This window comes from Maribacter sp. R86514, from assembly GCF_044597005.1.
Lineage (GTDB): Bacteria > Bacteroidota > Bacteroidia > Flavobacteriales > Flavobacteriaceae > Maribacter.
The window spans coordinates 148,113-160,452 of sequence record NZ_CP138999.1 but is presented as its reverse complement, the minus strand read 5'-3'; the positions used below and the strand labels follow the sequence as shown (position 1 = coordinate 160,452).

12 protein-coding genes are annotated in these 12,340 nt (G+C 35.5%); all 12 read left to right on the top strand.

Going from position 1 to position 12,340, the window contains the following annotated elements:
* The first annotated feature begins 9 nt into the window (after positions 1 to 9).
* The 12 genes from SJY30_RS00665 (at position 10) to SJY30_RS00610 (ending at position 12,308) form a co-directional block, all read left to right on the top strand.
* A complete protein-coding gene (locus tag SJY30_RS00665; protein ID WP_396633717.1) occupies positions 10 to 591 on the top strand; it encodes a YceI family protein in 582 nt (193 codons plus the stop codon).
* A gap of 255 nt (positions 592 to 846) precedes the next feature.
* Entirely contained in the window at positions 847 to 2,244 is a 1,398-nt protein-coding gene (locus SJY30_RS00660; RefSeq protein WP_396633716.1) for an anthranilate synthase component I family protein, read from the top strand.
* 44 nt (positions 2,245 to 2,288) lie between these two features.
* A complete protein-coding gene (locus tag SJY30_RS00655) occupies positions 2,289 to 2,912 on the top strand; it encodes an anthranilate synthase component II (RefSeq protein WP_396633715.1) in 624 nt (207 codons plus the stop codon).
* A 100-nt stretch (positions 2,913 to 3,012) separates the two neighbouring features.
* Positions 3,013 to 4,008, top strand: a complete 996-nt coding sequence (trpD, locus tag SJY30_RS00650; RefSeq protein ID WP_396633714.1) for an anthranilate phosphoribosyltransferase — start codon at positions 3,013 to 3,015, stop codon at positions 4,006 to 4,008.
* Between the two features lie 51 nt (positions 4,009 to 4,059).
* Complete coding sequence (gene trpC / locus SJY30_RS00645; protein ID WP_396633713.1) at positions 4,060 to 4,845, top strand: indole-3-glycerol phosphate synthase TrpC; 786 nt, start codon at positions 4,060 to 4,062, stop codon at positions 4,843 to 4,845.
* Entirely contained in the window at positions 4,845 to 5,471 is a 627-nt protein-coding gene (locus SJY30_RS00640) for a phosphoribosylanthranilate isomerase (protein WP_396633712.1), read from the top strand. Before trpC ends, SJY30_RS00640 begins: the two co-directional genes overlap by 1 nt.
* A complete protein-coding gene (gene trpB / locus SJY30_RS00635; protein WP_396633711.1) occupies positions 5,468 to 6,652 on the top strand; it encodes a tryptophan synthase subunit beta in 1,185 nt (394 codons plus the stop codon). The genes SJY30_RS00640 and trpB overlap by 4 nt, the downstream gene beginning before the upstream one ends.
* A 7-nt stretch (positions 6,653 to 6,659) precedes the next feature.
* Complete coding sequence (trpA, locus tag SJY30_RS00630; RefSeq protein WP_396633710.1) at positions 6,660 to 7,424, top strand: tryptophan synthase subunit alpha; 765 nt, start codon at positions 6,660 to 6,662, stop codon at positions 7,422 to 7,424.
* Position 7,425: 1 nt separating this feature from the next.
* Positions 7,426 to 7,656: a hypothetical protein gene (locus SJY30_RS00625; protein WP_396633709.1), complete on the top strand. Its 231-nt coding sequence runs from the start codon at positions 7,426 to 7,428 to the stop codon at positions 7,654 to 7,656.
* A gap of 231 nt (positions 7,657 to 7,887) precedes the next feature.
* Complete coding sequence (locus tag SJY30_RS00620) at positions 7,888 to 9,381, top strand: M20/M25/M40 family metallo-hydrolase (protein ID WP_396633708.1); 1,494 nt, start codon at positions 7,888 to 7,890, stop codon at positions 9,379 to 9,381.
* Positions 9,382 to 9,600: 219 nt separating this feature from the next.
* On the top strand, positions 9,601 to 9,918 hold the full coding sequence (locus SJY30_RS00615; RefSeq protein ID WP_396633707.1) for a hypothetical protein: 318 nt from the start codon (positions 9,601 to 9,603) through the stop codon (positions 9,916 to 9,918).
* Between the two features lie 305 nt (positions 9,919 to 10,223).
* The gene (locus SJY30_RS00610; protein WP_396633706.1) at positions 10,224 to 12,308 is read left to right on the top strand and encodes a hypothetical protein; all 2,085 of its coding nucleotides are present in this window, start codon (positions 10,224 to 10,226) and stop codon (positions 12,306 to 12,308) included.
* Positions 12,309 to 12,340 lie beyond the last annotated feature (32 nt).

The following is a 12,340-nucleotide window of genomic DNA, read 5'->3' as shown; positions in this document are numbered from 1 at the left end:
ATTAGAAACATGAAAAAATCATTATTAAGTTTAGTATTCGTTGCCGTTTTTGGATTTACCGCTACAGCATCTACCCCTATTGAGTCAGAAAAAAAAGAGGTAAAAGTTAGCGAAAGTACAGTGACCTGGAAAGGTTATAAGGTTACCGGTTCTCATGAAGGAACCATCAACCTAAAATCTGGTCATTTAGAAATGAAAGGTAAAAAATTAGTTGGAGGTGAATTTACCATTGATATGACCTCTATTTCTTGTTCCGATTTACAAGCTGGTCAAGGTAAAGAAAAATTGGAAGGGCACTTACAGTCTGAAGATTTCTTTGGTGTAGAAAACAATCCTACTTCTAAATTAGTGTTCACTAGTGTAAAAGCTATGAACGATAATTCATATACCGTAACCGGAGACTTAACCATTAAAGGTATTACAAAACCAGTAACTCTTGTAGTTTCTATGTTTGAGAACAAAGCCACAGCTACCGTAAAAATAGACAGAACAAAATACGATATCAAATATGGTTCAGGAAGCTTTTTCGATAACTTAGGTGATAAAGCTATCTATGATGATTTTGATTTAGTGGTAGATTTAGCACTATAAGGTTTTTTCAAAAGAATCAAATTACAACAATTTAAAATCCCTTTGAGATATATTCAAAGGGATTTTTATTTTTGATGATCTAAAGTTTGAAAGTTTAAATTTCCTTTTTATATTTGATGCTCAATGAAAAAATTAATCGCAAATACTTGGTGGTGGAACAACTTACGAAAAACATCGTGAGCAAAGCATCATTGTAGTAAAACTATATAAAGGCTTGTCTTCACGACAAGCCTTCTTTATTTTATAAAAGTACCTATGACCTATCAATTTAAGACATATCACAAAAAAATTCTTGCCGACACCATGACGCCGGTAAGCGTTTATCTAAAAATAAGAGACCGTTTTCCAAATAGTATTTTATTAGAAAGCAGCGATTATCATGCTAACAATAATAGTTTCTCTTATATATGTTGCAACCCAATCGCTTCTATTAAAGTGGAGAATGAAATCATTGTCAAACAATTTCCTGATGGGGCTACTGAAGAAATTCAGATTACAGCAGATACTAATGTTGTAGAGATTATAGATACTTTCAGTAAAACTTTCAAAGCAGATAACAACGACTATAAATTCATTAATAACGGCTTGTTCGGTTATATGGCTTACGATGCCGTTCGGTATTTTGAAGATGTAGATATATCGGTTAAAGATGACTCTGTTCATATACCAGATATTTACTATGCCGTGTATCAAAATATCATTGCTATAAATCATTATAAGAATGAAGCCTACTTATTTGCGCACTGTTATAACACAGAGAATAATATTCCAGAATTGGAACAGCTTTTAAGTATTAGAAACTTTGCCACGTATAATTTTAAAATAGAAGGTGATAGAGAATCTAACCTAGAAGATGCAGAATATAGAGAGCATGTAGAACTAGCTAAAAAACACTGTCAACGTGGCGATGTTTTTCAGCTGGTTTTAAGCCGTCGTTTTTCCCAAGGTTTTAAAGGTGATGAGTTTAATGTGTATAGAGCTTTACGTTCTGTAAATCCGTCTCCATATTTGTTCTATTTTGATTATGGTGATTTTAAAATATTTGGCAGTTCACCAGAAGCTCAGCTGATCGTTAGTGAGGGCAAAGCTGAAATTCACCCCATTGCAGGTACTTTTAAAAGAACCGGAAACGATGAACAAGATGCTGAACTTGCCAAAGAACTAAAGACCGATGATAAAGAAAACAGTGAGCATGTCATGTTAGTAGATCTTGCCCGTAACGACCTTAGTAGAAACGGTAGTGTTGTAAAGGTAGAAAACTATAGAGAAGTGCAATTCTTCTCTCATGTAATTCACTTAGTCTCAAAGGTTACAGGAATGAAGAAAAGTGACATTCCTACCATGAAAGTGGTAGCTGACACTTTTCCTGCCGGTACATTAAGTGGCGCTCCAAAACACATGGCCATGCAACTTATAGAAAAATATGAAAAAACCAGTCGTGGGTATTATGGTGGCGCTATAGGTTTTATGGATTTTTATGGAAATTTCAACCATGCCATCATGATTAGAACTTTTTTAAGTAAAAATCATAAACTACATTATCAGGCTGGTGCCGGATTGGTCGCTGCATCAAACCCAGAAAGCGAACTACAAGAAACATATAACAAACTAGGCGCTTTGACCAAGGCATTAGAAATAGCTGAAGACATATAAAAGCCTCCCCAACCCCTCCAAAGGAGGGGCTTTAAAATGATATTATGAGTAAAAATATAAAAATTGAAGAGCAACAAAATTCCTCCCCATTGAGGAGGTTAGGTGGGGCTACTGTTTTAGTTATAGATAATTACGATAGTTTCACTTATAACCTAGTGCATTATTTAGAGGAATTAGGTTGCGAGGTTATTGTAAAACGCAATGACCAACTTACCCTAGAAGAGGTTGATGTTTTTGATAAAATTGTACTTTCTCCAGGTCCTGGTATTCCTGATGAAGCTGGATTATTAAAACAAATCATCAAAAAATATGCACCTACCAAAAGTATTTTTGGAGTTTGTTTAGGGCAACAGGCAATTGCCGAAGTATTTGGTGGTTCCCTAATAAATTTGGATGAAGTGTATCACGGTATTGCAACTAAAATAAAAATCACAAAAGATGACACTATTTTTGAAGGGCTTCCAAAAGAAATCGAAGTTGGCCGATACCATTCTTGGGTGGTAAATACTGATTTACCAGAAGTTTTAGAAACAACTTCGGTTGATGAAAACGGACAAATTATGTCGCTTCGTCATAAAACCTATGATGTGCGTGCTGTACAATTTCATCCCGAATCGGTGCTTACGCTACAGGGTAAAAAAATGTTAGAAAATTGGTTACGTTCCTAGCTAATCAAGCGAGAACTAAATAAAAAGATAAAGACTAACACGAATAAAAAAAAATAAGGAGACCTTTATCCCTCCCCTTTGGGGAGGTTAGGTGGGGCCTATGAAAGAGACACTTAATAAACTTATTAATCACGAAATACTTTCTAAAGAAGATGCGAAACGCATATTGGTAAATATTGCTAAAGGTGATTACAACACAAGTCAGATTGCTGCTTTTTTAACAGTATATATGATGCGTAGTATTACTATTGAAGAACTTGAAGGATTTAGAGATGCATTGCTAGATTTATGTTTAGCGGTAGATTTATCTGCTTACAACCCTATTGACCTTTGTGGTACTGGAGGTGATGGTAAAGACACATTTAATATCTCTACACTTTCTTCTTTTGTTACTGCTGGCGCTGGCATCAAAGTTACTAAACATGGTAATTACGGTGTATCTTCTAAATGCGGTAGTAGTAATGTAATGGAATTTTTAGGGATAAAATTCAGCAATGACGCTGGCTTTCTTGAAAAATGTATTGATGAAGCTGGTATTTGTGTATTACACGCTCCCCTATTTCATCCTGCTATGAAAAATGTGGCTCCTATTCGTAAAGATCTAGCAGTGAAAACATTCTTTAATATGTTAGGCCCAATGGTAAACCCTGCATTTCCAAAAAACCAAATGGTGGGTGTTTTTAACCTTGAGCTAGCTCGTATGTATGGCTATCTTTATCAGAAAACAGATAAGAATTTTACAGTACTCCATGCTTTAGACGGTTATGACGAAATATCATTGACAGGTAGCACCAAGACCATTTCAAATACTACCGAGGCGATGCTAAAACCATCTGATTTTGGTGTGGCAGAAATTAAACAATCGGAAATTGTTGGTGGTGATGGCATAGAATCATCCGCTCAAATTTTCATGAACGTTTTACAAGGCAAAGGTACTGAGCCGCAAAACAATGTGGTATGTGCCAATGCAGGTATTGCCATTGCTACGGTAGAAAACCTAACTCCTCTTGAGGGTTTTGAAAAAGCTAAAGAATCTTTATTGGGAGGACACGGACTAGCGGCTTTGAAGAAAATACAAGAACTAAGCAGAAATTAAGCATATTACTTCATACCTTGGAATGACGAGGTAATAAAGAACATATATTTCATGAATATTCTAGATAAAATAGTAGCCGATAAACGCAAAGAGGTTGAATTGAAAAAATCGATCATTCCGGTGTCTCAATATGAAGCATCTGTACTTTTTAATCGAAAAACCAACTCTTTAGCACAAGCACTTAAAAATAGTGATACGGGTATTATTGCCGAATTTAAACGCAGATCGCCATCTAAAGAAAGTATTAACCAGAACGCAAATGTTGGGCAGGTAGCAATGGGTTATGAAAAAGCAGCAGTTTGTGGAATGAGTGTTCTAACAGATATTAAATATTTTGGTGGGTCAATTGAAGACCTTGTCTTAGCACGTGCATCGGCTCAACTTCCATTATTGCGGAAAGAGTTTATTATTAGCGAATATCAAATAATTGAAGCTAAATCATATGGCGCAGATGTTATTTTACTTATCGCAGCAATTCTAACAAAACAAGAAATAAAAACATATTCTGAACTAGCTAAAAGCTTAGGCTTAGATGTTTTATTAGAGGTACATAATGAAGAAGAACTTCATAAATCTATAATGCCAAGCTTAGATATGTTAGGAGTTAACAACAGAAACCTAAAAACTTTCGAGGTTAGTTTAGATACTAGCAAATCTTTATCGAAATTGATACCAGATGATTTTGTAAAAGTCTCTGAAAGCGGAATAAGTTCTGTCGATGCCATCAAAGAATTAAAACCCTATGGTTATGAAGGTTTTTTAATTGGCGAGAATTTTATGAAGACAGAGAACCCAGGCAAAAGCGCCATTGAATTCATCAAAAACTTGAAAAACTAATGAAACTGAAAATTTGTGGAATGAAACTGAATACGACTGAAGTTGCTCAATTGCGACCAGACTATTTGGGCTTTATTTTCTGGGAACCTTCTTCTAGATTTTTTGAAGGTAAAATCCCCGAACTTCCACATACGATTAGTAAAGTGGGAGTTTTTGTTGATGCTGAGTTAGATTATATCATTAATACAGTTCAGAAACATCAGTTACAAGGACTGCAATTGCACGGTCATGAAACTCCAGATTATTGTACTAAAATTGCAGCTGAATTAAAGAAATTGAATCATAAAGTCGACATTATAAAAGTATTCTCTATTAAAGAGGAATTCGACTTTGATGTTTTGACGCCATATGAAAATGTGTGCGACTATTTTCTTTTTGACACCAAAGGAAAGTTACCAGGTGGTAATGGTTACACATTTAATTGGTCTGTCTTAAAAGATTACCCTTCTACCAAACCTTTCTTTTTAAGTGGTGGAATTGGGCTGAACAATCTTGATAAGATTAATGAATTTATAAAAAGCCCCGAGTCTATGTATTGCTATGCCATTGATGTAAATAGCAGATTTGAAATAGAACCGGGTTTAAAAAATATTGAAGAATTACAAAAGTTTAAAGAAGCGCTATGAATTATAATGCTGACGAAAAAGGATACTACGGTGAATTTGGCGGTGCCTTTATACCCGAAATGTTGTACCCAAACGTTGAAGAACTACGACAAAATTATTTAAAACTGATGTATGAAGATTCTTTTCAGAAAGAATTCAATCAGCTTTTAAAAGACTATGTTGGTAGACCTTCTCCCCTATATTTTGCTAAACGTCTTTCTGAAAAGCACGGCTGTAAAATATATTTAAAAAGAGAGGATTTAAACCACACTGGTGCGCACAAAGTAAATAATACCATTGGTCAGATTCTAATGGCTCAAAAGCTAGGTAAGACCAGAATTATCGCTGAAACTGGTGCTGGGCAACATGGTGTTGCCACTGCTACCGTTTGTGCTTTAATGGGCATGGAATGTATTGTATATATGGGCGAAATTGACATTGCCCGTCAAGCACCTAACGTGGCTCGTATGAAAATGTTAGGCGCAGAAGTAAGACCTGCAAAATCCGGAAGTAGAACCCTAAAAGATGCCACGAACGAAGCTATTAGAGATTGGATCAACAATCCGGTAGATACCCATTATATTATTGGGTCAGCTATTGGCCCGCATCCATACCCAGATATGGTGACACGTTTTCAATCTGTAATTTCAGAGGAAATAAAATGGCAATTAAAAGAAAAAGAAGGGCGTGAAAATCCTGATTATGTAGTGGCATGTATTGGTGGTGGTAGTAACGCCGCCGGCACGTACTACCATTTTTTACATGAACCTGAGGTTGGTATTATTGCCGTTGAAGCTGCCGGTAAAGGAGTAAATTCTGGCGAAAGTGCCGCAACTTCCGCACTTGGTAAAGTAGGTATTATTCATGGTTGTAAAACCATGTTGATGCAAACAACAGATGGTCAAATTACGGAGCCCTACTCTATTTCCGCAGGATTAGATTATCCTGGTGTTGGTCCAATGCATTCGCATCTTTACAAATCTTCTCGCGCAGAATTTTATTCGGCAACAGATGATGAAGCTATGGCTGCCGGATTGGAACTTTCACAATTAGAAGGTATTATTCCTGCTATTGAAACGGGACATGCGTTTGCAATTTTTGAACATAAAAAATTCAAAAAAGATGATGTTGTCGTTATTAGCCTTTCTGGTCGTGGAGATAAAGATTTGAATACATATATAGATTATTTTAAGCTAGCATAATACTATTATGAACAATAGAATTACAACAAAATTACAAGAAGACAAAAAGCTTCTTTCCATATATTTTACGGCTGGTTACCCTGCACTCAACGATACCGTTAAAATCATTGAAGATTTAGAAAAGAACGGGGTTGATATGATTGAAATAGGATTACCATTTAGTGATCCTTTAGCAGACGGACCAACAATTCAAGAAAGCTCTACTGCTGCATTGAAAAACGGAATGACTACCGAAATACTTTTCAATCAATTGAAAGATATTCGTAAAACGGTTTCAATTCCGTTAATTATCATGGGTTATTTCAACCCGATGTTACAATATGGTGTGGAGGCATTCTGTAAAAAATGTCAGGAAATTGGAATAGACGGACTTATTTTACCTGATCTTCCGTTAGATGTCTATCAAGAAGATTATGAAGAAACGTTTAAAAAATACGGACTTTTAAATGTTTTTCTAATTACACCACAAACTAGTAACGAACGTATTGATCAGATCGACAAGGCTTCAGACGGCTTTATCTATATGGTAAGTTCAGCTAGTGTAACAGGTTCTAAATCTGGCTTTGGTCAAGAACAAGAAAGTTATTTTCAGCGCATTGCCAATATGAATTTAAAGAACCCTCAAATAGTAGGTTTCGGCATTAAAGACGAAGAAACTTTTAAGCAGGCAACTAAAACTGCGAAAGGTGCTATTATCGGTTCTGCTTTTATTAAGCATTTGACTGCTAATGGAACCGAAAATACTGCTGAGTTCACCAATTTAATACGCTAATTTGAAGGAGTTTTTAAATAATTGGAAATTAATTATTCTACTCTGCCTTACCTTGGGTTTAGCACCATTTTTTCCTGAACCCCATATTTGGGGTAAACTGAAATGGATTTTTGGTGGAGCAAAAGGAATGGTCTTTATGGATTGGTTTGATGTAGTTTTACACGGCTTTTTTTTTATACTTTTAATTCGTTTAATTATCATGAAGATAATCAACTCAAAAACTTCGGATTAAATTGACAATTTTTTAGTCATTTAAATAATTGTTAGCTCATTCTATATTTAGAAAATAAAAAAGGTTGTCTTAATTGGGCAACCTTTTTTATTTTCTACCCTACTTCTAAAAACAGCCTTAACAAGTTTATTCTTTTTTTATATAGAAAACCTTAACACATGCTACCTTATAATTAGAGTACAGTTCCCTTCAATTTGCTTACATTTAAAAAATATATCTACGAGAACTAACATGAAAAAAATACTTGCCCTTCTATTAACTATAACTCTTTATTCCGGCTACTCACAAGACTCCATTTTAATAAAATCTAAAGTAGCAAATGCTATTACAGAATTACGAGAATTTGTAGCCATACCTAATGATGCTTTAAACGCAGATGATATAGATACTAACCTTTTTTGGCTTAGAAAGAAATTTACACAACGAGGTTTTAACAGTACTATTTTAGAGACAGAAGGTCTACCGCTTTTTTTTGCAGCTTTACCAATGGATGACAATAAACCTACCATCTTGTTTTATATGCATTTAGATGGGCAATCTGTTGATGCTACTAAATGGGACCAACCAGACCCTTACAAAGTAGTTTTAAAATCTAAATCTGATGATGGTTGGAAAAAAGAATCATTTTCAGAATTAGATGATGATATTAATTATGATTGGCGACTTTTTGGTAGATCTACTTCTGATGATAAAGGACCTATTATTATGTTCTTAAATGCTATTGATGCGCTTAAAAAAGATGGTATCGACATACCGTATAACGTAAAAGTCATTTTAGATAGTGAAGAAGAAAAAAGTAGTGCCCCATTACCGCAAGCTGTGCGCACCTATAAAGACTTACTTAAAGCAGATTATTTAGTTATCAATGATGGTCCGGTTCATGTTTCTGGCAAACCAACTGTAGTTTACGGTTGCAGAGGAATTACAACATTATCCATTACCACGCACGGACCTATTAAACCTCAGCATAGTGGCCATTACGGAAATTACGCTCCAAACCCCGGTTTTCAATTAGCGCAACTTCTAGCCACTATGAAAGATGTTGATGGTAAGGTTTTAATAAAAGGTTATTATGACGGAATCACCTTAGATGAAACTACATTAGAAGTTTTAAAGAGTGTGCCAGATAATATTGAAGAAATCAATAAAAACTTAGCAATTTTAACTCCTGAAAAAGTAGGTAGTTTTTATCAAGAATCTCTACAATATCCTTCTTTAAACATAAGAGGTTTGGGCTCTGGATGGATCGGTGATCAGGCAAGAACAATTTTACCTGCTACAGCAACAGCAGAATTAGATTTAAGATTAGTACCAGAATCTGATGGCAACAGACTTAAAAAATTAGTGACAGAGCATATTAAAAATCAAGGCTTTCATGTTATGAGTACAGAACCAACTATGGAAGACCGACTTAAATATGATAAAATTGTTACCATAAAAGAAGGTACGGTTACAGATGCGTTTCGTACAGATTTGAATAATCCGTTTGGGAATAGTATTGTAAAAACTATGGAAACAAAATTTGGAGAAAAGCCTGTTCAAATAAGAATAATGGGTGGTACTGTTCCTATTTCCCCTTTTATAAACGAACTGAAGATTCCGGCGTTTATTGTACCAATGGTTAACGCAGATAACAATCAACACAGCCCCAATGAGAATTTAAAAATAGGTCAGATTGCTTATGGTATCGAAACATTTTATGCCCTCTTGAGCACTAAAATGTAATATTCTGCCACAATATAAACTTTTCACGGTCTTTTTATAAATGCCGATTCTTTTGCCTACCAACAGCAAAATTATCGGCATAATATTTGAAACTAAGTTTTTATGATATTTAAATTAAACATTTTCCTTCTTTCTATCTTTATACTAACAAGTAGCTTTTCATTAAGTGATTCTAAAGCTATCGAAGAACACAAATATTCAGTAGAACGATTTCCAACCATGGTAGAATCATTACAAAATGGAGATCATTTTACCATTCAAATTAAATCTATTGGCTGTTTTCATAACGAACGCCAGACGATTACAATCATAAATAATGAAGGTATTTTAACTGCACACTTTAATAATAAAAGAAAACTTTTGTCTCCATCAGACATAAAAGAACTTATTAATTTTGAGCTTCAATTAAGAGATTTACAATTAGGCGGCTGCACAACCGTAGACACTTATGTTCTTACTAACAACTACGAATCTTTTAAATATAGCGACAGTACATGCCGATGGTCTGGTTACAAAAAACTTATGGCCATGTTTTAAACATAAAACATAGCCATCCATAATCAGAAGATTACCTATTTACTTTCAAAATAACCTGCCTTACAGCTTGTTTATTTTAAATAATACAATCTTTAAGCAAACCTCTTAAATATTTAATGTCTTATAGAGCTATATTCTTTAAAGATCTCAAATTCAATAAGCTACCACCACACTAAGTATCTTCAGAAAATTTCATCAATTATCACAAAAACATCACAGAAGTTATCACAACATGTTGATATTCTTGTGATTACCCTGTTATACCATTTTCATTCATTTGTCTGTAACCAAAAAAAACAGAACATATGAAAAATTTCAACTTTTTATCCATTTTAATGCTATTGCTAATTATGGCAAGTTGTTCAGATGACGACAATGCCGTTGCCGATGTTATTATACCCGCATCTGGTGATATTGCCGGTGGTCCCTTTACATTTTGTGTAGATGGAATACCAGATATGGTTAACGGTATTGCCCTAAATAGCGAAAGCTCTGCAGGCAGTTTAAGCACTTGGGTTATTACCGATGACCAAAATAACATTCTTGGCCTTCCCCCTACTTTAGATGCGGTCTACGGTGTTGACTTTGACGCTGCTGGAGCAGGCACTTGCTTCATTTGGTATCTGCGCTATGAAGAAGGATTGGCAGGACTGGAAATGGGCTTGAACACCAATAATTTTGAAGGCTCGTTTGATTTATCCAATTTTATAGAAGTTCAAAGAAACGAAACCATTGCAGGTGTTCTTTCTGGCGGACCATATGAATTTACCGTTGACGGCAATGCAGATTTCGTTACTGATATTACATTAAATTCCGAAGATGCACTAGGTACGAATAGCACTTTTGTAATTACCGATGACGAACTTAACATTCTTGGATTACCGCCTACTCTAGATGCAGTCAAAGAAGTTGATTTTGATATGGCCGGAGCTGGAGTTTGCCTCATCTGGCACCTTCGTTTTGAAGATGGTCTTGTAGGTGCAGAAGCAGGTATGAACGCAGGCGAACTTGAAGGATGTTTTAATTTATCGAACTCTATTCAAGTTACAAGATTAGATGCAGCAAATGCCGGTACTATCTCTGGCGGACCATTTAATTTTTGTGTTGATGGGGAAGTAGATAATGTATACGGTATCACTTTAGATAGTTCTAACGCCAAAGGAAGCAATAGTAGTTGGGTAATTACAGATGAGCAAGGTAAAATATTAGGATTGCCACCAACATTAGATGCAGTTGAGGGAGTTAATTTTGATGGAGCAGGCGCAGGCACTTGTCTAATTTGGTATTTACGTTATGAAGGTGAATTAAACGGCCTAGCGGTAGACATGAATGCAAACGACCTACAGGGTAATTTTAATCTATCAAACTCGATAGAAGTTGTGCGTAGCAAAACAGAAGCCGGTCAATTAATAGGCGGTCCATACAAATTCTATGTGGATGGTGAAGCTGATTTTGTCACCGATATTATGTTAGATGGTTCTGAAGTTTCGGGCACTAATAGTACATGGGTAATTACTGATGAAGATTTAAATATTCTTGGACTACCACCAACTTTAGATGCTGTAAAGGGGGTGAATTTTGATGCTGCAGGTGCTGGTACTTGTCTTATATGGTATTTAAGATATGAAGATGGTTTAGAAGGTGCTACCATGGGTAGTAATGCGGCAGACTTAACAGGGTGCTTTGATCTTTCTAACGCCATTGAAGTAGAAAGAATACAGGGGGTAAGTGCGGGTACACTAGAAGGTGGTCCATTTAGCTTTTGTGTTGATGGTGAAGTAGACAATGTTTACGGTATATCTCTAGATAATTCTAATGCTACAGGTTCACAGAGTACTTGGGTAATTACTGATGACCAAGGGAAAATCTTAGGATTACCGCCTACTATTGCAGCTGTTGAAGGAGTTAATTTTGATGGAGCAGGTGCCGGAACTTGTCTTATATGGTACGCTAGTTACGAAGGTGAAATTACAGGACTAGAGGTTGACATGAATGCAAACAATGTTTCTGGAAATTTTGCTTTATCCAACCCATTAACAGTGGTAAGAACAGCACCACACGCCGGAACGATTACTGGAGGTCCTTTTGAGTTTATAGTCGATGAAACTTCTGATTTTGTAACCGGTATCGCTATAAACAATGAAAATGCTTCTGGCGCCAATAGCTCTTGGATCATTACCGATGAAACTGGTAAAATACTTGGTCTTCCGCCAACTATTGCAGATCTTAAGTCTGTAGACTTTAATGCTGCTGGCGTAGGAACATGTTTTATTTATTACATTAAATATGAAGACGGACTAACAGGTATGGAACCTGGCTGGACATTTGATGAATTCAATGGTTGCTTTGATATTTCTAATTCCATAGAAGTTGTACGTAAAGTTCATTAAAAATAAATACATGTAATGAAAAAGGCTCTGTA

Coding starts and splice junctions, on each gene's coding strand:
- SJY30_RS00610 (WP_396633706.1), top strand. CDS start 10,224: ATGAAAAATTTCAACTTTTTATCCATTTTAATGCTATTGCTAATTATG.
- SJY30_RS00620 (WP_396633708.1), top strand. CDS start 7,888: ATGAAAAAAATACTTGCCCTTCTATTAACTATAACTCTTTATTCCGGC.
- SJY30_RS00655 (WP_396633715.1), top strand. CDS start 2,289: ATGAGTAAAAATATAAAAATTGAAGAGCAACAAAATTCCTCCCCATTG.
- trpB (WP_396633711.1), top strand. CDS start 5,468: ATGAATTATAATGCTGACGAAAAAGGATACTACGGTGAATTTGGCGGT.
- SJY30_RS00615 (WP_396633707.1), top strand. CDS start 9,601: ATGGTAGAATCATTACAAAATGGAGATCATTTTACCATTCAAATTAAA.
- SJY30_RS00640 (WP_396633712.1), top strand. CDS start 4,845: ATGAAACTGAAAATTTGTGGAATGAAACTGAATACGACTGAAGTTGCT.
- trpD (WP_396633714.1), top strand. CDS start 3,013: ATGAAAGAGACACTTAATAAACTTATTAATCACGAAATACTTTCTAAA.
- trpC (WP_396633713.1), top strand. CDS start 4,060: ATGAATATTCTAGATAAAATAGTAGCCGATAAACGCAAAGAGGTTGAA.
- SJY30_RS00665 (WP_396633717.1), top strand. CDS start 10: ATGAAAAAATCATTATTAAGTTTAGTATTCGTTGCCGTTTTTGGATTT.
- trpA (WP_396633710.1), top strand. CDS start 6,660: ATGAACAATAGAATTACAACAAAATTACAAGAAGACAAAAAGCTTCTT.
- SJY30_RS00660 (WP_396633716.1), top strand. CDS start 847: ATGACCTATCAATTTAAGACATATCACAAAAAAATTCTTGCCGACACC.